Origin of the sequence: Caballeronia sp. ATUFL_F1_KS4A (assembly GCF_023630905.1) — a bacterium.
Lineage (GTDB): Bacteria > Pseudomonadota > Gammaproteobacteria > Burkholderiales > Burkholderiaceae > Caballeronia > Caballeronia zhejiangensis.
Genome location: NZ_JALQEB010000002.1, coordinates 70873 through 92658, shown reverse-complemented (window position 1 = coordinate 92658; position 21786 = coordinate 70873). Strand labels below are relative to the sequence as shown.

Sequence of the window (21786 nt, the reverse complement as noted above, 5' to 3'; positions counted from 1 at the left end):
TCATACAGAACCGGCGCTTTCGGCCCTCGAACGGACGATTTCGATGAACCCGGCGAGCACCGGACTCACTTCCGCGATCCGCCATACCAGCCCCGTTTCCACGAAAGGACCGGGATCGAGAAGCGGACGATACACGACGCCCGTGCGCCTTAGATGACGCAGCGATTGCGGCACGAGCGCGACGCCCATGCCGGCGGACACGAGGCTCACGATGGTCTGCATCTGGATCGCCTCCTGCCCGATACGCGGCGTGAGCCCGGCCGCGCCATAGCAGCCCATGATGATGTCGTGCAAGCCGGGCGCGAGACGCCTCGGAAAGACGACGAGCGGCGCGGCGGCGAGATCGTGCAGGTCGACCGGCTCGCCTTCGCTCGAATTCAGCTCTTGCGCCTGCTTCTCGGACATCGCGATCATCAGCGGCTCGCGCGCGATCGGCACATACTCGAGCGACGACGCGTAACGCGGCGGCAGCGGCGGAATGACGAGGCCCGCATCGACGCGCCCGGCGACGAGTTCGTCGATCTGCACGTCGCTCGTCGCTTCGGTCAGTTGCAGACGCACGCCGGGATGACGCGCACCGTAATCGCGCAGCAGCGCCGGCAGAAGCCCGTAATCGGCGGTGGAGACGAACGCGAGCGACAGCACGCCCGCCTCGCCGCGCGCGAGCGATTGCGCGAGCGGACGCAGCGCATCGGCGGATGCGAGCAGGCGGCGCACTTCCGGCAACAGATCCTTGCCGACGGGCGTCAGCTCCACGGTCCGTTTCGTGCGCACGAAAAGCGCGACCCCGAGCGATTCTTCCAGCGCGCGGATCGCCTGCGAGAGCGGCGGCTGCGTCATCGCGAGGCGCGCGGCGGCACGGCCGAAGTGCATCTCTTCGGCGACCGTCACGAAATAACGCAGGAGTCGTAATTCCATTGATATGTTTTGCGACCTAGTAAGCCCTGAATAATATATTGGACAGACACATAGCGCGGTTGCATTCTTGCTGCATCAAATCAAGAACATCCCCTCAGGAGCACACCATGGCCTTCAATCGCCGCTCGAAGCACATCACTCAGGGCGTCGCGCGCTCGCCCAATCGCTCGATGTATTACGCCCTCGGCTACAAGGAGGAGGACTTCGACAAGCCGATGATCGGCGTCGCCAATGGCCACTCGACGATCACGCCGTGCAACGCGGGCTTGCAGCGCCTCGCGGACGCCGCCGTCGAATCGATCAGGAAATCCGATGCGAATCCGCAGATTTTCGGCACGCCGACGATCTCCGACGGCATGTCGATGGGCACCGAAGGCATGAAGTACTCGCTCGTGTCGCGCGAGGTAATCGCGGACTGCGTCGAGACCGCCGTGCAAGGCCAGTGGATGGACGGCGTCGTCGTGATCGGCGGCTGCGACAAGAACATGCCGGGCGGCATGATCGGCATGGCGCGCATGAACGTGCCGTCGATCTATGTGTATGGCGGCACGATTCGCCCCGGCAACTGGAAGGGCAAGGATCTGACGATCGTGTCGTCTTTCGAGGCGGTCGGCGAGTTCACCGCGGGGCGCATGTCGGAGGAGGATTTCAAGGGCGTCGAGAAGAACGCGTGCCCGTCGACCGGCTCGTGCGGCGGCATGTACACGGCGAACACGATGAGCTCGTCGTTCGAGGCGCTCGGCATGTCGCTGATGTATTCGTCGACGATGGCGAATCCGGATCAGGAAAAGGTCGATTCCGCGGCCGAATCGGCGCGCGTACTCGTCGAAGCGGTGAAGAGGGATCTGAAGCCGCGCGACATCATCACGAAGAAGTCGATCGAGAACGCGGTGGCGCTCATCATGGCGACGGGCGGCTCGACGAACGCCGTGCTGCACTATCTCGCCATCGCGCACGCGGCGGACGTGGAATGGAGCATCGACGACTTCGAGCGCATGCGCAAGAAAGTGCCGGTCATCTGCGATCTGAAGCCTTCCGGTCAATATGTCGCGACGGACTTGCACAAAGCCGGCGGCATTCCGCAAGTGCTGAAGATCCTGCTCGACGCGGGTCTCTTGCACGGCGACTGCATCACGATCACCGGCCGCACGATGGCCGAAGAACTGAAGGACGTGCCGAGCAAGCCGCGCGCGGATCAAAAGGTCATCTTCCCGATCGAGCAGGCGCTTTACAAGGAAGGGCATCTCGCGATCCTGCGCGGGAATCTCGCGGAAGACGGCGCGGTCGCGAAGATCACGGGCCTGAAGAATCCGGTCATCACGGGTCCTGCGCGCGTGTTCGACGACGAGCAAAGCGCGATGGACGCCATTCTCAGCGACAAGATCAAAGCTGGCGACATTCTCGTGCTGCGCTATCTGGGGCCGGTCGGCGGTCCGGGCATGCCGGAGATGCTCGCGCCGACATCGGCGATCATCGGCAAGGGGCTGGGCGAATCCGTCGGCTTCATCACCGACGGGCGTTTCTCGGGCGGCACCTGGGGCATGGTGGTCGGCCACGTCGCGCCGGAAGCGTTCGCGGGCGGCACCATCGCGCTCGTGCAGGAAGGCGATTCGATAACCATCGACGCGCACAAGCTGCTTCTGCAACTGAACGTGGATGACGCCGAACTCGCGCGCCGCCGCGCCGCGTGGAAGCAGCCCGCGCCGAAGTACACGCGCGGCGTGCTGGCGAAATTCGCGGCGCTCGCGGGGCCGGCGAACAAGGGCGCGGTGACGGGTTGACGCGCAACCGGCGCGCGCGTCACCAGATGTAGCGCGCGCCGAGCAGCCCTTCGTAGCTCCGATAACCGCCGTCGCCTTGCTGATAGCCGAGATTGCCCCACACGCGCCACTGTTTCGCGATCTGGCCTTGCGCGCCGAGCTTGAACTCCATGCGATTTCTCGGGCCGTCCTGCGACACGCGCACGTCGTTGAACGAAACCGAGGAAAGCTGCGTGTCGTGCCACCAGTTGATTTCCGCGAACGGCAGCCATCCGGGCGACGCCGCCGAGCCTGGCGCGTGAAAGATCCGCACGCCGACGCGCGTCGTGAATCCGCCGCCATCGTCGCTGTGAATCACCGTTCCGTTGTGCTCGACGTGATCGCCGGCGTGATAGTTCGTGTAGATCAACTGAAGCTGCGGCTCGACGAGCACCGGTCCCGTCGATGTCTGCCCGAGCGCAAAGGCCCAGCCGCCTTCGAGCGATCCCGCCCACACGCTGCTCGAATAATTCTCGCCCGGCAGATCCGCGCCCTTCACGGTGTTGTCGAAATGGGCGTACTGCAGCCAGGTGTCGACGTACGGGCCATCGGCTGACCAGGCATTGCCGCGCCACGTCGCGTAGACGCCCGCGCTCGCCCCGTTGACGTTGCCGCGCGCGGTCGCGGAACTGTTCTGCGCGGTCGCATCGGTGGTGGACGAGCCGTAGCCCGCCATCACGCCCGCCTGCCAGCGATGCCCGTCCGACACCCGATGCAGCAGGTCGATGCCCGCCTGCACGAGCGCGATGTCCGTCGATTCGCCGATACGCCCGCTGGCCGCGTCGCTGTCGGTATGCGCGCCTCTCGTGCGCGCCCAGGCCGTCGCGTTATCGGCGTCCGGCGGTAGCGCGGCGTAGGAATCGGCGAAGCCTGCGCGATCGTGCAGTGTCATCGTGAACATCGTTTCGGCCGAGCGCTGATTGCCGAGGTAAGCGCCCGGCTCCGGGCGCGGCGTCGGCGCCGAACGCAGATACCAGTCGCCATCGCCCGGCGTCGCCAGGCCGCCTTGCCGCAGACTGTATTCGTACGGACCCGCGACCACGCGGCCGTCAAGCGTGAACACGCCGTTCGATTGCCCGTCCACCTGGACGATCTCGATGCCGTTCGCCGTTTGCGCGCCCGCGCCGCCCGCATTTGCGATTGCGACGCGCGTCTGCCCCGCCGTGCCGCCGTGTACGACAAGTCTGTCGGTCGCCGATCCGTCGCCCGCGAGCACCGTGGAGAGCGCCATCCGGCCGTTGTTGCCGGTGTAGTCGCCCGCGACGGTCAGCGTGCTCGCGGGCGCGGCGCTCGCCATGCGAATCTCGCCGTTGTTCGTGAGCGCGCCGCCGATGAGGAACTGTCCCGCCGGACCGCCCGCGAAACCCGGCGCGGCATCGGCTATGGCCAGCACGCCGTTGTTGAGCACCGCGCCGCCCACCGAGCCATAGCCGCCGAAGGTCGCGCTCGGAGCCACGCTTACCTGAGACGTATTCGCGAGCCGCGCGCCGTCGGTCAACACCAGCGCGCCGGCATCGACGCGCGTGGCGCCGCTGTAGGTTTGCGCGTTGGTCAACGTGACGACGCCGCTGCCTTGCTGAACGACATCGCCCGTGCCGCTGATCGTGTTGCGGAAGATCACGTTGTCGGCGCGGTCGAAGACGAGCGCGCCGTCATCGACGACGTTCCCGGCGACGCTGCCCGTCGTCCCGCCCGCGCCGAGCCGCAGCGCGCCCGAAGCGATCGTCGTCGTGCCGGTGAACGTGTTGTCGCCGTTCAGCGTCAGCGTGGCCGCGCCGCTCTTCGTCAAACTGCCTGCGCCGCCGATCGTGCCGCTGAACGTCGAATCGGCCGCGCTGTTCACGCTCAGCGCACCGCCGGCGAGCGTCACATTGCCCGCGCCGGCGAGATCGCTGACGTGCTGATCGAAGCCGCGCAGATCGAAGGTCGCGCCCGCCGCCACCGCGAGCTGCGAACTTCCCGCGATCACGTCGCGCGCGCCCGCGGCGAGCGTGCCGGCATCGATCAGTGTCGCGCCGGTATAGCCGTTCGCCGCCGACAGGATCAACGTGCCCGCGCCCTTCTTCGTCAACGTCCGGCCGTCCCAGCCGCTCGCGAACCGGCCAGTCTGGTCGTTGAGCGCGACATCGGCATTGAAGGTATCCGCCGCGCCTGCGAGCGTGAACGCGCCGTCGCCCTGTGCCGCGCCTGCGAGCCAGCGCAGGCCGAAGCCGACTTCGTAGTCGAGCCCGTTGTTGGTCTTCGCGCCGGCGAGCGTCAGATAATCGACGGGACTCGCCGTGCCGCCGAACCCGACGCTCGCGAAATCGCCTGCGATACCGCCGCTCGTATGGATGATGTCAAAGCGCGTGCTCGTGAGCGCGCTCGCGGAATCCGGCGCGCTCGCGCCGAAGCCGCTCACGTTCAGCGCGCCGCCGAGACTCGCGCTCGCCGCCGTGATGATCGGCTGGGCCTGTCCGATGGCGATCGTCAGCGCTGCGCCCGGCGCCTGGCTGAAGTTCGTCGCGACGTTCAGCGTCGAATCCGCGGCGATGGCGGTCGTCGCGCCAGGCTGCGTCGCATAGCTGCCCGCATTGAACGCGCCCGGCTGATTCAGCGCGAGCGTGCCCGCTTGCACGTTTACCGCGCCTTGCGACGATCCCGCTGCTGTCAGCGCGGCGGTGCCGCTGCCCGCCTGCACGAGCGTGCCCGTTCCCGTTATCGCGCCGTCGAACGAAAAGGCGTCGCTGCGATTGAACCGAAGCAGGCCGTCATTGACGACATTGCCCGTCACGATGCCGGCCGCGCCGCCCGTGCCGAGCGTGAGCGAGCCCGAAGACCTTACCGTCGTGCCGCCGCCGTTCTGAATGACCGCGCCGCCGAGCGTCAGCGCGCCTTCGACATCGAGCGCCGCTGAGGATGTCCCGCCCATCAGCACCGTGCCGTTGAGCGTCCAGTCGCTGCCCGCGCGCGGGTTCAGCCGGATGAAGCCATGTTCGGGACTTGCGAAGAAGTTCCCCGACTCCGTGTTGGTGCCCGTCAGGATGATCGAATTGTCTGTGCTCTGGCTGGTGATGGCGTTGCCATTGCCGCTTATCAGCCGCGAACCCGCGCCGAGCGTCACGACGTTGTGCGGGCCGAATAGCAGAATGGCCGTTTCCGACCCGCTGGCAATGACGCCGGCGTTATCGAGCGTGCTCCCGCTTTGGAGCCGCACGCCCGCCCCGATCGTGCTGCGGATCACGCCCGTGGCGCCATTGCGTACCTCCATGGGAAGGCGGCTTCTGCCGAGAATGCCTTCGTGATAGGCATCGATGAGTCCGTCATTGCCAATCAGCGCCGTTCCGGCACTCACGAGGATCCCGCTGCCGTTATCGTGATCGCCCATACCCGAGCGGATGACCGCCCCGGCGTGATTGTTCACGGTCACGTTGCCCGTCGATCCGAGGAGAATGCCGTCCGTGCTGGCCGTCACCGCCGAGTTGGCGTTGAGCGTTCCGAAGTTGTCGACGGTCCCGCTCGCCGCGCCCAAGTAGGTAATTGCATGGCTGATACGCGCGCTGACATCGCCGCGATTGACGATATTGTTGGCTGCACCGTTGTTGTTGAAGAGGATGCCGTGCGTATGGCCCAGCGCCGCGCCGGACACCTGATTGACGAGCGATCCGGGCACGTCGAACACAACTGCCGCCGCGATGTTGTCCGTAGAACTGATGATCGAACCCGCGTTCGACATGGTTACGGGCGCAATGCCCTCGACGTTGATGGCGTTGCCCGATGAGGTCGTGATCGCGGTGCCGGGCTTGATCAGGTAGGACGTGTCGGTGGAAACCGTCTGCGTGGCCGAGCTTGGCCCGAGTGTCGTGACGGCGTGCGCCGACATCGCGAAAAGAAGGAGCACGGCGGCGGAATGAGGACGCCGTTCAGTAAAGAATTGCCGGTCCCGCCCGCGATATCGTTGTTTGCTCATGCGCTGGACGACTCCGTTCCACCGACGTCCCAAGGCGTGCATCACGACTGCGAGTCACGCGCTCATCGCTGTATCTGGTCGAAGCATTGGCAGTATAGGTAAACGCCCGTCGAATTCCGGCGTCATCCTCTTTGTAACGATATGCGTGGCAGGCGAACATGATCAGTTCGCCAAAAGAAATAGCGCAACAATCGAACGCGCGCGTTCGACTGGAGAAACAGGGTGTCGCCGGGATCAGGTTATCGCGTGCCGGGCGGAGATACCGTCGCCGCGATAGAACTCATTCGCCGCGCTGACGGCGCAACTCTTCCTCGACTGCATCGCGCACCCATTCGCTCATCCGGCCTTCGAGCGCCATCGCGACTTCGCGCGTGATCGCCGAGACGAGTTGCGTCGAATGTTCGCGCAGCACTTCGCGGCAGCGTTCTTCGATGAGCGCGCGCGCATCGCCTGTCAGGAAGTTCGTGAAGCGGCCGCGCAGCCGCTCGGCGATCTGGTCCGCGTCGTATTCGATCGCGGCGTTGATCGACGGCGCGCGCGCGTATTCCGGCTTGCCGGGCACGACGACATCGGTCAGCGTCGGAATGGAGGAATCGAAGGATTCGGGCTTGTCGGTCATCTCGGGTGGTCTCCTTTGTCACTGCCAGCGTAGCGCACGCAACGCGCGCTTTCTGTTCGCTCAACCGCCCTGATTGTGCGTCTCGATCGCATAGCCGCGATCGCGATAGAAGCGATAACGCTCGCGGCCCGCGGCGAGTTCGTCGCCCTCGCTGCCGACGATCTCGACGAGCCGCTCGAAGCGCGCGAACTGCGCGGACACCGGCGCGCCGAGATTCACCAGCACCTGATGATGCGGCGCTTCATCCAGATTCGACGTGAGCACGACAGGCGTGTCCTGCGCGAGCGCGCTCTTCGCCATGCAGTGCGGCACGAATTCGAGCGGCTGGAAGGTCCACAACTGCTCGTCGAACGCGGCGAGACGCTGCGGTTCGGCGAGCACGACGAGCGGCTTGCCGCTCGCGTACACCTTGCGCGCGAGGCGGCAGGCGTAGGCGAGCGGATCGCCGACATTCGTATGGAAGTCGATGCGTGTCATGCGCCCGCGCGATCGATCAGGAACTGCGAAAGCAGCGGCACGGGACGGCCCGTCGCGCCCTTCGCCGCGCCGCTCTTCCACGCGGTTCCGGCGATATCGAGGTGCGCCCACGGATACGCCGTCGCGAAGCGCGACAGGAAGCACGCCGCCGTCACGCTGCCGGCCGGACGTCCGCCGATATTCGCGACATCCGCGAAATTCGACTTGAGCTGGTCCTGATACTCGTCGTCGAGCGGCAGGCGCCATGCCGGATCGGACGCTTCGCGCGATGCGTCGAGCAACTCGCCCGCGAGCGCGTCGTCCTTCGAGAAGAGACCGGTGTTGTGATGCCCGAGCGCGATGATGCACGCGCCCGTGAGCGTCGCGATATCGACCACGGCGGCGGGCTTGAAGCGCTCCGCGTAGGTCAAGGCGTCGCACAGGATCAGGCGGCCTTCGGCGTCGGTGTTGAGCACTTCGATGGTCGTGCCGTTCATCGCCGTGATGATGTCGCCCGGCTTCACGGCGTTGCCCGCGGGCATGTTCTCGCAAGTCGGGATCACGCCGATCACGTTGAGCTTCAGGCCCATTTCGGCGACCGCGCGCATCGTGCCGAACACGGAACCCGCGCCGCACATGTCGTACTTCATCTCGTCCATCGCCTCGCCCGGCTTGATCGAGATGCCGCCCGAGTCGAACGTGATGCCCTTGCCGACCAGCACGATCGGCGCATTCTTGCCCTTCGTCTTGCTCGCTTCGACGCCCGCGCCTTGGTAATGCATGACGATGAACTGCGGCGGCTCGACCGAACCCTTCGCCACCGACAGGAACGAGCCCATGCCGAGCGCCTCGATCTGCTTCTGGCCGAGCACCTCGACCTTCAGCTTGAAGTCGCGGCCAAGCTTCTTCGCGGTCTGGCCGAGATAGGTCGGCGTGCAGACGTTCGGCGGCAGATTGCCGAGATCGCGCGTGAGATCCATGCCGTTCGCGATCGCGACGCCCTGCTTCACCGCGACCCTGGCGGCTTTCTCGTCCGCGGAATCGATGCTGAACACGATCTTCCTGAGCGAGCGCGCGCCGTTGTCGGGCTTGCTCTTCATCTGCGTGAATTTGTAGGTCAGCTCGCGCAGCGCGAGGATCGCGGCGCGCACGGCCCACACGCCGTCGCGCTCCTGGACCGGCAGTTGAGCGAGCGTGAAGGTCGCCTGGCCGATCTTCGAGCCGAGCAGCACGCGCCACGCGGCGCGCACGGCTTCGCCATAGGCTTTCTGATTGAAGGCGTCCTGCTTGCCGAGCCCGACGAGCAGCACGCGCGATGCGCCGATGCCGGTCACTTCGGGCACGAGCAGCGTCGTGCCGGCGCGGCCGCTCATGTCGCCGGCTTTCACGACGCGCGAAATGAGGCCCTTGGTGGCGACGTCCATGTCGCGCGCGGCGCCCGTGAGCGTCTGCGCTTCAAAGATGCCGAGCACGATGACATCCGACTTTCCGGTAAGGAAACCATTTGCCTCGCCTTTGCTCCAATCACAGGCTTTTATGCTAAAGTCCATCGCGCTTATCCTCGGATAAAATCTAGGCTGAAGGATGAAAGCCGCAATTATCCGCTATTTTTTCCGCGGCGGTCACAGGCGCAAAGCGAGGATGAGCACGATGCCCTTCCCCTTCGCCACAAGATGCGTGGATGATTCCGCATCCCCGCCGGCAAATCGCAAAATTCAATGATCTTCGAACGCTCCCTGCAGCGCGAACTCGCGTATACGGCCGGCGCCGTGTTCATGGTCCTGCTCACGATCATGCTCACGACGATGATGATCCGCATCGTCGGCTTCGCGGCGCAAGGTCAGATCGACCCGAAAGACGTCGTCGTGCTGATCGGGCTCACCGTCATCGGCTATCTCGCGGTCATGCTGATCGTGACGCTGTTCGTCTCCATCCTCTTCGTGCTCACGCGCTGGTACCGCGACTCGGAAATGGTCGTGTGGCTCGCGTCGGGCGTGAGTCAGACGCAGCTCATCAAGCCGATCGCCGTGTTCTCGACGCCGATCATCATCCTCATCATGTTCTTCGCTTTCGTCGGCTGGCCGTGGTCGAATCAGCAGAGCAAGCTCATCAAGCAGCGCTTTCAGCAGCGCGATGAAGTGTCGCTGCTCGCGCCGGGCCAGTTCCGCGAATCGCCGGCGAGCCATCGCGTGTTCTTCATCGAGAAGATGTCGCAGGATCAGGGGCACGTCGAGAACGTGTTCGTCACGAGCACGGAAGGCGGCAAGGTCAACGTGATCGTTTCGAAGAACGGGCACACCGAAACGCGTCCCGACGGCGACCGCTTCATCGTGCTCGACAACGGCCGCCGCTACGACGGCGAGCCCGGCCAGCCGAACTTCCGGATCATGGAATTCGAGCGCTATGGTGTGAAGATAATGAGCCGCCAGGTCGTCAACACGCCGACGACCACGGGCATCTACACGCCCGATCTGCTCGCGGATCCGACCAAGGAAAATCTCGCGGAGTTCGCGTGGCGCGCGGGCTTGCCGATCATCGCCATCAATCTGATGCTGCTCGCCATTCCGCTTTCGTATCAAAACCCGCGCCGCAGCCGCACGATCAATCTCGTGATGGCCGTGCTCATCTATCTCACGTATTCGAACCTGCTGAACGTCGTGCAGTCGTGGATCGAGCAAGGCAAGCTGTCGTTCGGCGTGGGACTCGTCGGGCTGCACCTCGTCGTGGGGGCGCTCGTCGCGTTCATCTTCTGGCTGCGGATTCGCAACCGGCCGCTCTTCAGGCTCTCGTCGCTGACGGGTTCAAAGGGGGCCTGACATGTTGCGCATCTACGAACGATACTTCGCGCGCCAGATCTACCTCGCGTTCATCTTCATCCTGTTCGCGTTCTCGGGGCTGTTCTTCTTCTTCGACCTGATCAACGAGCTGAACACGGTCGGGCACGGCAAATACAACTTCATGCTCGCGGTGCTGCGCGTCGGGCTGCAGACGCCTTCGCGCTTCTACGAGATCATTCCCGTCGCCGCGCTCATCTCGGCCATTTACGTCTTCGCGCAGATGGCGGCAGCCTCGGAATTCACGATCTTCCGCGTGTCGGGGCTTTCGACCGGCGCGGCGCTGCGCTCGCTGATGAAGATCGGCATTCCGCTGGTGTTCATCACGTACCTCATCGGCGAAGTGATCGGGCCATACACGGACCAGTTGTCCGAGCGCGTGCGGCTTGAGGCGCTCGGATCGTCGGTGTCATCGAATTTTCAGTCGGGCGTGTGGGTCAAGGACACGTTGACGGCGAAAGAGAACGGCGAACAGGTCACGCGTTTCGTCAACGTCGGCACGCTGAACCCCGATACGACGATCGCCAACGTGCGAATCTACGAGTTCGATTCGAAGTTCCGCCTGACCAACGTACGCATCGCGAAGACGGGTGTGTACGCGCCGCCCGGCCACTGGAAGCTCACCGGCGTGACCGACACCCGCCTGAACGACGCGCCGCCGCAGGCCGTCAATCCCGGCGACACGTTGAATCCGGTGTATCGCGCGACGCAGACCACGCTGCCGGAGTACTCGTTGCGCTCCGAGCTGACGCCGCAGATTCTGTCGGTGCTGCTCGTGTCGCCGGATCGGATGTCGATGTTCAACCTCTTTCGCTATATCCAGCATCTGACGGAGAACCATCAGGACGCGCAGCGCTATCAGATCGCGTTCTGGCGCAAGATTCTTTATCCGTTCGCGGTGTTCGTGATGCTGATTCTGTCGCTGCCGTTCGCGTACCTGCATACGCGCGCGGGCGTGGTCGGCGTGAAGGTGTTCGGCGGCATCATGATCGGCATGAGCTTCCAGTTGTTCAACACGCTGTTCTCGCATATCGGCAATCTGAATACCTGGCCCGCGCCGCTCACGGCGGCCGCGCCCGCGCTCGCCTATCTGGCGGTCGGGTTGATCGGACTGAAGTGGGTCGAGCGGCACTGACGTTTCTTCCCTGACGGAGAACGCGCGATGAAGAAGCACGGCATCATCCTGTTCGGTCACGGCGCGCGCGATCCGCGCTGGGCCGAGCCATTCGAGCGGCTTGCGCAGAAGTTGCGTGGTTCGCGCGGCGATCAGCCGGTGGCGCTGGCGTTTCTCGAGTTGATGTCGCCGGATTTGCCGGCCGCAGTGGCGCGGCAAGCCGCCGATGGATGCGATGCCATTACGGTCGTGCCCGTTTTTTTCGGACAAGGCGGGCATGTGCGTCGCGACTTGCCGGAGATCGTCGAGAAGTGCCGGAAGGCACATCCCGACGTTGCGATTTCCTGCGCGACGGCAGTCGGGGAAGATGACGCGGTGCTGGAAGCGGTCGCGGGGTATTGTTTGCGGCAGATGGGCGCGTAGATCAACGCTGGCCATTCGGCCGAATGGCACCCTCCGAATCGAGCGCCTCTACTTGGATTGACTTTTCCGTATATCCGATTGGGCTCCGTATGAATCTGCTCATTTCCAAGTGGGCAATAGCCTCGCAGTACGCATTCCCGCGCCAGCAACTCGAAAAAGAAGAAAATCAAGCTCGTCGACTTTTGAATTCCGAGATCCAAAGCAAAAGGAGCGCACCGTCTCCGGTGCGCTCCTTACTTTGAGCCTGTCGAACGACATCAAGCCGCCGCCTGCATCCCCTTCAAATGCACCTTCGGCTTCACCGCCGACGCCCGTTCGCGAAACGCCTCACCGATCATCAGCAAGCTCGGCTGCGACGGATCCAGCCACTCCTGCGCCTCACCCAGCGCCATGCGCGCGAGCGTCAACGTCAGCGTGCGTTCGCGCGGCGTGCTGCACGCCTCGACGATCGCCACCGGCGTCGAGCCCGGACGTCCCGCATCGATCAACTGCTGCGCGATGTCCGGCGCGCTGTCGCGGCCCATGTAGAACACGAGCGAATCGGCCTTCGCCTGCTCGCGAATCTCGTCGCTGTCCGCCGCACGCGAATGCGTCGCCAGTGCGACGCTGCGCGCCACACCGCGCAAGGTCAGCGAGCGCTTGAGCGTCGCCGCGCTCGCGAGCGCCGCCGTGATGCCCGGCACCACTTCGAACTCGATGCCCGCAACTTCGAGCGCGCGCATTTCCTCGTCGGCGCGGCCGAAGAGCATCGGATCGCCGCCCTTCAGACGCACCACGACACCGTGTTCCAGCGCAGCATCGACGATCTGCTTGTTGATGAAGTGCTGCGCCGTCGAACGCTGTCCGCAGCGCTTGCCGACAGCAATCTTCTTCGCGTTGGGCGCGTAGTCGAGCATCGCCGGTTCGACGAGCGCGTCGTGCAGCACGACGTCCGCCTGCTCGAGCAAGCGCATGCCGCGCACGGTGATGAGATCCGCCGCGCCCGGCCCCGCTCCGATCAGATAGACCTTACCCATTGCAATCATCCGTCGCTAAATGTCGATCAAGCCGCGATCGAACGAATCATGCCGGCGGCGACCGTGTGATGCGTCGCTTCATCGATCAGCACGAACGCGCCGGTGCCCTGATGCGTATCGTACTCGTCCGCGACGATCGGCTTCTGCAACGTGAGCGCCACGCGGCCGATGTCGTTCATCGCGAGCGTGCTGCGATCGACCGAATGCGACAGCGTATGCACGTCCAGCACCTGCTTCACCGCGCCGATGCGCGCGAACACCGTGTTCGTCGTCTGTTTCAGCAGATATTTGCGCTGCGGCGAAAGCGGCTCTTCGTCGAACCAGCAGAGGTCCGCTTCGAGCTTCTTCGCCGGCTCGACCTTCGCCGCGGCGGGCACGAAGGTATCGCCGCGCGACACGTCGACGTCTTCCGTCAGGCGAATCGTCACCGTCTGGCCAGCGAACGCGCGATCCACCGGCGCGACACCACCCGGCACCGGCGCGATAATCTCGGCAACCGTCGCTTCGCGGCCGGCGGGCAGCACGGTCAGCGCATCGCCGACGCGCACTTCGCCCGCTTCGACGCGGCCCATGTAGCCGCGGAAATCGTCGGCTTGCGAGCCGTCCTGACGCGCGACCCATTGCACCGGGAAACGCAGCGCCTGATCGTTCGGCTGCGCGACCGGCAGCGATTCCAGCAGATCGAGCAGCGGCTCGCCTGCGTACCACGGCATGCGCTCGCTCGCCGTCACGATGTTGTCGCCCTTCAGCGCCGACACCGGCACGAAGCGCACGTTCGACAGCCCGAGCTGACGCGCGAGCACGACGTACGCATCGCGAATCTCGTTGAAGCGCGCTTCGCTGTACTCGACCAGATCCATCTTGTTGATGGCGACGATCACGTGCTGCAGACCGAGCAGCTTGACGATCGCGCTGTGGCGCTTCGTCTGCGGCAGCAGTTGCGCGACGCCGTCCTCGAACGTGACGCGCGTTGCGTCGACGAGAATGATCGCCGCATGCGCCGTCGAGGCGCCCGTCACCATGTTGCGCGTGTACTGCTCGTGGCCCGGCGTATCGGCGATGATGAACTTGCGCTTCGCCGTGGCGAAATAGCGATACGCGACGTCGATGGTAATGCCCTGCTCGCGCTCGGCTTCGAGGCCGTCCGTGAGCAGCGAGAGGTCGATTTCATCGCCGACCGTGCGCTTGTTCTTCGCGCGCGAAATCGCCGACAACTGATCCGACAAGACGGCCTTGCTGTCGTACAGCAGACGGCCGATCAGCGTGCTCTTGCCGTCGTCGACGGAACCCGCGGTGATGAAGCGCAACACGCCCAGATCTTCAGCTTGATAGATGCTCATGACTCGTTTCTTCCTGTGGCGTGATGCTTAGAAATAACCTTGCTTCTTGCGCTGTTCCATCGCGGCTTCGGAAGCCTGATCGTCCATGCGCGTCGCGCCGCGTTCCGTGATTTCCGTCACGGCCGTTTCCGCGATGATCTTCTCGACGTCATCGGCATCGCTCGCGACCGGGCACGTGCAACTGATATCGCCGACGGTGCGGAAACGCACTTGCGCGATCTCGGCGGTCTCGCCTTCGCGCACCGGCGTGAGCGGCGTTACCGGCACGAGCAGGCCGTTGCGGCGCACGATCTCGCGGTCATGCGCGTAGTAGATGTTCGGCAGTTCGAGCTTTTCGCGCGCGATGTACTGCCACACGTCGAGCTCGGTCCAGTTCGAGATCGGGAACACGCGCAGATGCTCGCCGTTGTGCAGACGCGCGTTGTAGATGCTCCACAGTTCCGGACGCTGCGCCTTCGGATCCCACTGGCCGAATTCATCGCGGAACGAGAAGATGCGCTCTTTCGCGCGCGCCTTTTCTTCGTCGCGGCGCGCGCCGCCGATCATCGCCGTGTAGCCGTATTGCTCGATGGTTTCGAGCAGCGTCACCGCTTGCGCGGCATTGCGCGAATCCGTCTCGCGACGCAGACGCACCGTGCCCTTCTTGATCGAATCCTCGACATGACCGACGACGAGCTCCGCGCCGATCTCGGCCGCGCGGCGATCGCGGAAATCGATCACTTCCTGGAAGTTGTGACCCGTGTCGATGTGAACCAGCGGGAACGGCAGCGTCGTCTTGCGGCCCCCGCCGAGGCCGAACGCCTTGAGCGCGAGCGCCAGCACGACGACCGAATCCTTGCCGCCCGAGAACAGGAGCGCGGGCTTGCTGCATTCCGCGACCAGTTCGCGAATGATGTGGATCGACTCGGCTTCGAGCCAATCCAGGTGATCCATGCGAGTCGCCTTGTTGACGACCGGTGCGGTGACGTTAGAGTCGAGCGTCGTGCTCATGTTCGTCGATCCTTTTTCTAGCGGCGCTTCTATGAGCGCCGCGTTCAGTGACAGGGGGTAGTGCCTTAGATCGCGGAGCTTGGTGCTGCTTCGACGATCTTGATATTCGTGATGTGCAAGCCGCATTCCTTCGTATCGCGCGATTCCCACCACCAGCGTCCGGCGCGGCTGTCTTCGCCGGGGCGCACCGCGCGCGTACAAGGCTCGCAGCCGATGCTCGGATAGCCGCGCGCGTGCAGCGGATTCACGGGCACATCGAAGGCTTTCAGGTAATCCCACACATCGGTTTCGGTCCAGTCCGCGAGCGGATTGAACTTGGCGATGTTGCGCGGCTCGTCGCGCTCTTCCTCGTGCAGCTCGGCGCGCGTCACCGATTGTTCGCGGCGCTGTCCCGTCACCCACGCGGAGACATCGGACAGCGCGCGATTGAGCGGCTCGACCTTGCGGATATGGCAGCAGCTCTTGCGCAAATCAATGCTTTCGTAGAACGCGTTCAGACCGTGATCGCGCACGTAGGCATCGACCGCGTCCTGTTGCGGATGAAACTGCTCGATGTCGTAGCCGTAGCGCGCTTTCACGGTATCGAGCATGCCGAGCGTTTCCGCGTGCAAACGGCCCGTATTCAGCGAGAAGATGCCGATCTTCACATCGCGCGAAAGGATGGCGTGCGTCAGCACCATGTCTTCGGCGGCGAGACTGCTGGCTAGCTTGACGTTCTGGTGGCGCGCCGCGATCGAATCGAGCAGCGCATCCAGGCGTTCAACCTTGGCTTGCAATTCAGGCGTCATACATCAGGCTCCGAGCGCTGCGACGAGCGCCGCGCGACGACGGAACAGCGGTTCCGGATTGTCGGTCGCGCCCTGATACAGATTCGTGAACTCGGTGAACGCGTTGAGCGCGTCGTTGATGTCCTTGTCCGCGCGCACGGCGAACGCATCGAAGCCGCAGCGCGCGTGGAATGCAACCTGATCGCGCAGCACGTCGCCGATTGCGCGCAGTTCGCCCGTCCACTGATAGCGCTCGCGCAGCAATCGGCCGATGGAAAAGCCGCGGCCATCGCGGAACACCGGGAAATCGACGGCGATCACGGAAATGTGCGCGAAATCCGCGACGATGTCGGCGGGTTCGTCGTCCGGCGCGAGCCACACGCCGATGTCTTCTTTCGCGCGCGACGCGACGATCGCCGGCTTGTGCTCTTTCCACAGCGCAAACGGCACGATGATCTTGCCGGCCGGCAGCGCATCGACGGCGGGCAACGTACCGTCTTCGGCGGCGCGCACAACGGTGAAACTGTCTTCGACGACCGCGCGGTTCTTGATAATCAACGTCATTTGCAGATCCTTAAGCGTGAGCCTGGCGCGATGCGTACACGCGCTCCTTGAACGGCGCCATGCCGATGCGGCCGAACGTCTCGATGAAGCGCTCGCCTTCGATGCGGTTATCGACGAAAGTGTCGATCACTTGCGCGATCACGTCGGGCATCTCTTCGGCCGAGAACGACGGGCCGATCACCTTGCCGAGATGCGCGCCGGTCGCGCCCGAGCTTTGCTCGCCGCCGAGCGTCACCTGATACCACTCCGAGCCGTCCTTATCGACGCCCAGAATGCCGATATTGCCGACGTGGTGATGACCGCACGCGTTGATGCAGCCCGAGATGTTCAGCGAAAGGTCGCCGAGGTCGTGCACGTAGTCGAGATCGTTGAAACGGTCCTGAATGGCGAGCGCGATCGGGATCGACTTGGCATTCGCGAGCGAGCAGAAATCGCCGCCCGGGCACGCGATGATGTCCGTCAACAGGCCGATGTTCGCCGTCGCGAAACCGAGCGCCTTCGCGCGTTCCCACACCGTGTGCAGATCGCGCTTCTTCACGTTCGCGAGAATCAGGTTCTGCTCGTGCGACACGCGGATTTCGCCGAACGAGAATTCATCGGCGAGCGCGGCGACGTCGTCCATCTGCTGATCGGTGGCGTCGCCCGGCGCGATGTTGCGCTGCTTGAGCGAGAGCGTCACGGCGGCGTAGCCCGGCACCTTGTGCGGACGCACGTTGCGCTCGACCCAGCGCGCGAACGGCTTGCTGTCGATCAGATGCTTTTCATAGGAAGCGTCGGTGTCCGCGAGCTTCTCGTAGACGGGCGGCGCGAAGAACTTCGACACGCGATCGACTTCTTCCTGCGTGAGCGTCGACGGGCCGTCCTTCAAGTGTTGCCACTCTTCCTCAACCTGCTTGCTGAACTTCTCCGGCGACAGCGCCTTAACGAGAATCTTGATACGCGCCTTGTACATGTTGTCGCGACGGCCGTAGCGGTTGTACACGCGCAGCACGGCTTCGCAATAAGTAAGCAAGTGTTGCCACGGCAGATCGCGCTTGATGATCGCGCCGACGATCGGCGTGCGGCCGAGGCCGCCGCCCGCGAGAATGTCCATCACGACTTCGCCTTGCGCGTTCTTCTTCAGATACACGCCGAGATCGTGGACTTGCACGGCCGCGCGGTCTTCCGCCGAGCCGTTCACCGCGATCTTGAACTTGCGCGGCAGCCACGCGAATTCCGGATGGAACGTCGACCATTGACGCAGAACTTCCGCCCACGGACGCGGATCGACCTGCTCGTCGGGCGCGACGCCCGCGAACTGATCGGCGGTGATGTTGCGGATGCAGTTGCCCGACGTCTGGATCGCGTGCATTTGCACCGACGCGAGCTTGCGCAGGATTTCCGGCGTCTCTTCGAGCTCGACCCAGTTGAACTGGATGTTGGTCCGCGTCGAGAAGTGACCGTAGCCGCGGTCGTGCTCGCGCGCGATGGTGGCCAGCATGCGGAGCTGGTCGCTGCGCAGGTTGCCGTACGGGATCGCGATGCGGTGCATGTACGCGTGGCGCTGCATGTACAGGCCGTTCTGCAAACGCAGCGGACGGAATTCTTCTTCGCTCAATTCGCCCGACAAACGCCGGCGGACCTGGTCGGCGTACTGCGCGACACGTTCGTCGACGATGCGTTGGTCGATCTGATCGTATTGGTACATTCGGGGGCCCCAAGTTCTTGTGTAAAGCGCAGCGTCCTAGGTTACGCGGCGCGTCTCGTCCATCGAATATCCATTGAGTCGCTATTGCCCGAGCCGTTCAGACTGAACGCTCATTTGCTTATGACAGATAGAGATATGGATATTGGAAAAATTGGACTGATAGTAAAGAACCTGCTATATATTGCAAACGACTGAAAAATTACTTTGATATGCCCGGTAGTAATAAACAAAGGCTATAAATGAATCTGCATCAGTTTCGCTTCGTGCGCGAGGCCGTCCGGCAGAACTTCAACCTGACGGAAGCCGCCAAGGCGCTGTATACGTCGCAGCCGGGCGTCTCGAAAGCGATCATCGAATTGGAAGACGAGTTGGGCGTCGAAATCTTCACGCGGCACGGGAAACGCGTGAGGTCGCTCACCGAGCCGGGGCGCATCATTCTCGCGTCGGTCGAGAAAATCTTGCAGGAAGTGGAAAGCCTGAAGCGCGTCGGTAAGGATTACGCCGCGCAGGATCAGGGCAATCTCGTCATCGCCGCCACGCATACGCAGGCGCGTTATTCGCTGCCGTCCGCCATCGCAGAATTCAAGAAGCGCTTCCCGAAGGTCCACCTTTCTATTCTGCAAGGCAGTCCGACGCAAGTCGCCGAAATGGTCATCCACGATCAGGCCGATATCGCCATCGCGACGGAAGCGATCGCCAACTATAAGGAACTGGTGTCGCTGCCCTGCTTCCAGTGGCAGCATCTGGCCGTCATGCTGCCGGATCATCCGCTGTTGGAGCGCAAGACGCTGACGCTCGACGATCTCGCGCAATTCCCGATCATCACTTACGAGGCGTCGTTCGCCGGGCGCACGAAGATCAATCAGGCGTTCGCGCTGCGCAATCTGACACCGGACATCGTGCTCGAAGCCATCGATGCCGACGTCATCAAGACTTACGTCGAACTGGGGCTCGGCGTCGGAATTCTGGCGGATATCGCGTTCAATCCGGAACGCGATCGGCATTTGCGCGCGATGCCGGTCGGACATCTCTTCGGCACGAACGTCACGCGGCTCGCGCTCAAACAGGGCGCGTACCTGCGCAGCTATGTGTATACGCTCGTCGAACTGCTGTCGCCGTCGCTGAATCGCAAGCTGATCGAACAGGCGCTGTCCGGCGAGCACGAGAGTTACGAGCTTTGAATATCGGCGGCGCCCGCCGCCTAGAAAATCCTGCCCTTTTGGAGACCATCCGATGACGTTGTCGAAGTTCACGCGCCGGCTCGCTGCCGGCGTCGCCTTGTCCGTGGTTGCCGCCGCCGCGCACGCCCAGTTGAAGGTCGGCATCGATCTGTCGAGCACCGGTCCGGCCGCCGCCATCGGCATCACCAGCAAGAACGCGATGCTCATGTGGCCGAAAACCATCGCCGGGCAGAGCGCGGAGTACATCATCCTCGACGACGGCTCGGATCCGGGCGCGGCCGTGCGCAACATCCGCAAGCTCATCAGCGAAGATCACGTCGATGTGATCGTCGGGCCGAACATCACGCCGGCGGCGCTCGCCGCGCTCGATCCCGTCGCCGAATCCGAAACGCCGATGATCACGCTGATCGGCTCGGCATCGGTCGTGGAGCCGCAGGAAGGCAAGAAAGTGTGGGCGTTCAAGATGGCGCAGACCGATCGCGCGATGGCCGACGTCATGACGCGCTACATGGCCAATCACGGCGTGAAGACGGTGGGTTTCATCGGCTTCGCGGACAGCTACGGCGATAGCTGGCTCAACGAGTTCACCAAGTTCGCCGATCTTCGGCATATCAAGATTGTCGCGAGCGAGCGTTTCAATCGCACCGATGCGAGCGTCACCGGCCAGATTCTCAAGCTGATGGCCGCGAAGCCCGACGCGGTGCTGATCGCGGGCGCGGGCACGCCGACGGTGTTGCCGCAGCGCACGCTCGTCGAGCGCGGCTACAAGGGCGCGATCTATCAGACGCACGGCATCGCGACGCCCGAGTTCATCAAGCTCGGCGGCAAGGACGTCGAGGGCACCCTGTTCCCGACGCAGCCGGTCGTCGTCGCGCGGACGCTGCCGGCGGATCATCCGTCGAAGAAGGCTGCGCTGGCGTTCGCGAATGCGTATGAGGAGAAGTACGGCAAGGGCACCGTGACGCAGTTCGCGGGCGATGCGGCGGGCGTGTATCCGCGTCTTCAGGACGCCGTGGCGCGCGCGCTGAAGACGGCCAAGCCGGGCACGAAGGAGTTTCGCGTGGCGCTGCGCTCGGAACTCGAGCATGCGCACGAACTGGTCGTGCCGAACGGCGTCGTCAATACGAGCGCGACGGATCACGTCGGTCTGGATCAGCGCGCGAGCGTAATGGGCGTCATCAAGAACGGCGCATTTACGTATCTCGCGCAGTAATGTCCTTTGTTCTGAAAACGCTGCTGTCGATGCTTGCCGGCGACGGCGTTTTCGGTCATAATCGCCGACTCGATTGGCTCGTTGGTTCGCTCTGTTCCGCTACGAGTCGATTCAGGCCCAGGTGGTGAAATTGGTAGACGCAGGGGACTCAAAATCCCCCGCCGCAAGGCGTGCCGGTTCGATTCCGGCCCTGGGCACCAGGATTGTTGAAAAAGCCGCTCCGTTGTGAGCGGCTTTTTTGCGTTTGGGGCACGGCTTCGGCGTCATTTCGGCATCTCGCCGGGTTTCGCGGCAATCTGCGTTTGAACGTTGCCTGAACCGCGCCCGACTTCGACGCACGGCTCGTCGCCCGCAGTCTTCCGATAAATCCAGCCCACGACGGGCGGAACGACGAACCTGGCGATCGCGTAAGCCAACACGACAGGCCAATACTCTCGAAAGAAACCCAGCACGAAGTTCAACATTTTTCCACCCACGCCTTCCATTCATTCACCGCGATCGAAAATACATAGTAGACCAGAGCATCCCGAAGAGGATGCATAGGCAGAATCGCCCGAACTTCCTCACTGAACGAAGCGACGAGCAAGTATATCCAGAGAAGCATCCCGATTAGAGAGGCGAAAATTCCCAGATTCGCGACAAGAAACGCCTCAGCGATTCGTCGCTCGGAGAACCATCGAGAATAGGCGCCGCGGCGAAGCTCACCCGGCAGCACCGTCAACGCAAGATTCAGACTGACGCTCGACGCGACGAGCGAAATCGGAAAGAAGTCATCCCTGCCCGGCTGCTTCAGCGCCACCCTCAAGATGTATTCGATCGCGCCCATGAATAGCGGCAGTCCGACGATCAGTTGCCGCGCCGTCGCGTCGAAGCCCTTCGATTGCATTGTCATCGTCCTTATGTGCGTGATGACACG

The 21786-nt window shown here is 63.6% G+C and carries 19 protein-coding genes and 1 tRNA gene; 7 read left to right on the top strand and 13 right to left on the bottom strand.

All coding sequences use genetic code 11. The annotated features are described in order from the left end of the window. Complete coding sequence (locus NCS03_RS03485) at window positions 1-918, bottom strand: LysR family transcriptional regulator (RefSeq protein ID WP_250434011.1); 918 nt, start codon at window positions 916-918, stop codon at window positions 1-3. Between the two features lie 107 nt (window positions 919-1025). Here NCS03_RS03485 and ilvD point away from each other — a divergent pair, with 107 nt between their 5' ends. After that, the gene (ilvD, locus tag NCS03_RS03480) at window positions 1026-2699 is read left to right on the top strand and encodes a dihydroxy-acid dehydratase (RefSeq protein WP_008351111.1); all 1674 of its coding nucleotides are present in this window, start codon (window positions 1026-1028) and stop codon (window positions 2697-2699) included. A gap of 19 nt (window positions 2700-2718) precedes the next feature. On the opposite strand, the gene NCS03_RS03475 is transcribed toward ilvD, so the two are convergent. The 4 genes from NCS03_RS03475 to NCS03_RS03460 all read right to left on the bottom strand — a co-directional run bounded on the left by NCS03_RS03475 (window position 2719) and on the right by NCS03_RS03460 (window position 9291). Continuing rightward, entirely contained in the window at window positions 2719-6666 is a 3948-nt protein-coding gene (locus NCS03_RS03475) for an autotransporter outer membrane beta-barrel domain-containing protein (RefSeq protein WP_250528761.1), read from the bottom strand. A 280-nt stretch (window positions 6667-6946) separates the two neighbouring features. After that, a complete protein-coding gene (locus tag NCS03_RS03470; protein WP_008351113.1) occupies window positions 6947-7285 on the bottom strand; it encodes a DUF2486 family protein in 339 nt (112 codons plus the stop codon). A 60-nt stretch (window positions 7286-7345) separates the two neighbouring features. Further along, the gene (locus NCS03_RS03465) at window positions 7346-7762 is read right to left on the bottom strand and encodes a DNA polymerase III subunit chi (RefSeq protein ID WP_034472941.1); all 417 of its coding nucleotides are present in this window, start codon (window positions 7760-7762) and stop codon (window positions 7346-7348) included. Then, a complete protein-coding gene (locus NCS03_RS03460) occupies window positions 7759-9291 on the bottom strand; it encodes a leucyl aminopeptidase (RefSeq protein WP_034472942.1) in 1533 nt (510 codons plus the stop codon). Before NCS03_RS03460 ends, NCS03_RS03465 begins: the two co-directional genes overlap by 4 nt. 168 nt (window positions 9292-9459) lie before the next feature. Between NCS03_RS03460 and lptF the strand changes: the two genes are divergently transcribed. From lptF to NCS03_RS03445, 3 genes are read left to right on the top strand one after another with little or no spacing between them, the layout of a single operon-like run. Beyond that, complete coding sequence (lptF, locus tag NCS03_RS03455; protein ID WP_008351116.1) at window positions 9460-10557, top strand: LPS export ABC transporter permease LptF; 1098 nt, start codon at window positions 9460-9462, stop codon at window positions 10555-10557. Window positions 10558-10561: 4 nt separating this feature from the next. Further along, window positions 10562-11710 (top strand): LPS export ABC transporter permease LptG, encoded by a 1149-nt coding sequence (lptG, locus tag NCS03_RS03450; protein WP_008351117.1) that lies wholly within the window; start codon window positions 10562-10564, stop codon window positions 11708-11710. 27 nt (window positions 11711-11737) lie between these two features. Next, window positions 11738-12112 carry a sirohydrochlorin chelatase gene (locus NCS03_RS03445; RefSeq protein WP_008351118.1) on the top strand — a complete coding sequence of 125 codons (375 nt, stop codon included), beginning with the start codon at window positions 11738-11740 and terminating at the stop codon, window positions 12110-12112. Between the two features lie 257 nt (window positions 12113-12369). Here the strand turns inward: NCS03_RS03445 and cobA are convergent, their stop codons facing one another. From cobA to NCS03_RS03415, 6 genes are all read right to left on the bottom strand, one after another. Further along, window positions 12370-13128 (bottom strand): uroporphyrinogen-III C-methyltransferase, encoded by a 759-nt coding sequence (cobA, locus tag NCS03_RS03440; protein WP_008351119.1) that lies wholly within the window; start codon window positions 13126-13128, stop codon window positions 12370-12372. 26 nt (window positions 13129-13154) lie between these two features. Beyond that, complete coding sequence (locus NCS03_RS03435) at window positions 13155-14468, bottom strand: sulfate adenylyltransferase subunit 1 (protein ID WP_008351120.1); 1314 nt, start codon at window positions 14466-14468, stop codon at window positions 13155-13157. Window positions 14469-14495: 27 nt separating this feature from the next. Next, entirely contained in the window at window positions 14496-15458 is a 963-nt protein-coding gene (cysD, locus tag NCS03_RS03430) for a sulfate adenylyltransferase subunit CysD (RefSeq protein WP_008351121.1), read from the bottom strand. 65 nt (window positions 15459-15523) lie between these two features. Beyond that, window positions 15524-16246, bottom strand: coding sequence for a phosphoadenylyl-sulfate reductase (locus tag NCS03_RS03425; protein WP_244807757.1), 723 nt, complete (start codon window positions 16244-16246; stop codon window positions 15524-15526). A gap of 3 nt (window positions 16247-16249) precedes the next feature. Further along, on the bottom strand, window positions 16250-16789 hold the full coding sequence (locus tag NCS03_RS03420; protein WP_250528760.1) for a DUF934 domain-containing protein: 540 nt from the start codon (window positions 16787-16789) through the stop codon (window positions 16250-16252). Between the two features lie 10 nt (window positions 16790-16799). Further along, window positions 16800-18476, bottom strand: coding sequence for a nitrite/sulfite reductase (locus NCS03_RS03415; protein ID WP_250528759.1), 1677 nt, complete (start codon window positions 18474-18476; stop codon window positions 16800-16802). Window positions 18477-18715: 239 nt separating this feature from the next. Here NCS03_RS03415 and NCS03_RS03410 point away from each other — a divergent pair, with 239 nt between their 5' ends. The 3 genes from NCS03_RS03410 to NCS03_RS03400 all read left to right on the top strand — a co-directional run bounded on the left by NCS03_RS03410 (window position 18716) and on the right by NCS03_RS03400 (window position 21070). Beyond that, window positions 18716-19657, top strand: a complete 942-nt coding sequence (locus tag NCS03_RS03410; RefSeq protein WP_008351128.1) for a CysB family HTH-type transcriptional regulator — start codon at window positions 18716-18718, stop codon at window positions 19655-19657. A 52-nt stretch (window positions 19658-19709) separates the two neighbouring features. Then, window positions 19710-20870, top strand: a complete 1161-nt coding sequence (locus NCS03_RS03405) for an ABC transporter substrate-binding protein (protein ID WP_008351129.1) — start codon at window positions 19710-19712, stop codon at window positions 20868-20870. Window positions 20871-20985: 115 nt separating this feature from the next. Next, window positions 20986-21070, top strand: a tRNA-Leu gene (locus NCS03_RS03400). Window positions 21071-21133: 63 nt separating this feature from the next. On the opposite strand, the gene NCS03_RS03395 is transcribed toward NCS03_RS03400, so the two are convergent. Next, window positions 21134-21355 (bottom strand): hypothetical protein, encoded by a 222-nt coding sequence (locus NCS03_RS03395; RefSeq protein ID WP_250518105.1) that lies wholly within the window; start codon window positions 21353-21355, stop codon window positions 21134-21136. Further along, entirely contained in the window at window positions 21328-21756 is a 429-nt protein-coding gene (locus NCS03_RS03390) for a hypothetical protein (protein WP_250496655.1), read from the bottom strand. Before NCS03_RS03390 ends, NCS03_RS03395 begins: the two co-directional genes overlap by 28 nt. Window positions 21757-21786: the final 30 nt, after the last annotated feature.

Excerpts from the sequence above, each read along its gene's own strand:
- NCS03_RS03485 (WP_250434011.1), bottom strand. The coding sequence starts at position 918 with ATGGAATTACGACTCCTGCGTTATTTCGTGACGGTCGCCGAAGAGATG.
- ilvD (WP_008351111.1), top strand. The coding sequence starts at position 1,026 with ATGGCCTTCAATCGCCGCTCGAAGCACATCACTCAGGGCGTCGCGCGC.
- NCS03_RS03475 (WP_250528761.1), bottom strand. The coding sequence starts at position 6,666 with ATGAGCAAACAACGATATCGCGGGCGGGACCGGCAATTCTTTACTGAA.
- NCS03_RS03470 (WP_008351113.1), bottom strand. The coding sequence starts at position 7,285 with ATGACCGACAAGCCCGAATCCTTCGATTCCTCCATTCCGACGCTGACC.
- NCS03_RS03465 (WP_034472941.1), bottom strand. The coding sequence starts at position 7,762 with ATGACACGCATCGACTTCCATACGAATGTCGGCGATCCGCTCGCCTAC.
- NCS03_RS03460 (WP_034472942.1), bottom strand. The coding sequence starts at position 9,291 with ATGGACTTTAGCATAAAAGCCTGTGATTGGAGCAAAGGCGAGGCAAAT.
- lptF (WP_008351116.1), top strand. The coding sequence starts at position 9,460 with ATGATCTTCGAACGCTCCCTGCAGCGCGAACTCGCGTATACGGCCGGC.
- NCS03_RS03445 (WP_008351118.1), top strand. The coding sequence starts at position 11,738 with ATGAAGAAGCACGGCATCATCCTGTTCGGTCACGGCGCGCGCGATCCG.
- cobA (WP_008351119.1), bottom strand. The coding sequence starts at position 13,128 with ATGGGTAAGGTCTATCTGATCGGAGCGGGGCCGGGCGCGGCGGATCTC.
- NCS03_RS03435 (WP_008351120.1), bottom strand. The coding sequence starts at position 14,468 with ATGAGCATCTATCAAGCTGAAGATCTGGGCGTGTTGCGCTTCATCACC.
- cysD (WP_008351121.1), bottom strand. The coding sequence starts at position 15,458 with ATGAGCACGACGCTCGACTCTAACGTCACCGCACCGGTCGTCAACAAG.
- NCS03_RS03425 (WP_244807757.1), bottom strand. The coding sequence starts at position 16,246 with ATGACGCCTGAATTGCAAGCCAAGGTTGAACGCCTGGATGCGCTGCTC.
- NCS03_RS03420 (WP_250528760.1), bottom strand. The coding sequence starts at position 16,789 with ATGACGTTGATTATCAAGAACCGCGCGGTCGTCGAAGACAGTTTCACC.
- NCS03_RS03415 (WP_250528759.1), bottom strand. The coding sequence starts at position 18,476 with ATGTACCAATACGATCAGATCGACCAACGCATCGTCGACGAACGTGTC.
- NCS03_RS03410 (WP_008351128.1), top strand. The coding sequence starts at position 18,716 with ATGAATCTGCATCAGTTTCGCTTCGTGCGCGAGGCCGTCCGGCAGAAC.
- NCS03_RS03405 (WP_008351129.1), top strand. The coding sequence starts at position 19,710 with ATGACGTTGTCGAAGTTCACGCGCCGGCTCGCTGCCGGCGTCGCCTTG.
- NCS03_RS03395 (WP_250518105.1), bottom strand. The coding sequence starts at position 21,355 with ATGGAAGGCGTGGGTGGAAAAATGTTGAACTTCGTGCTGGGTTTCTTT.
- NCS03_RS03390 (WP_250496655.1), bottom strand. The coding sequence starts at position 21,756 with ATGCAATCGAAGGGCTTCGACGCGACGGCGCGGCAACTGATCGTCGGA.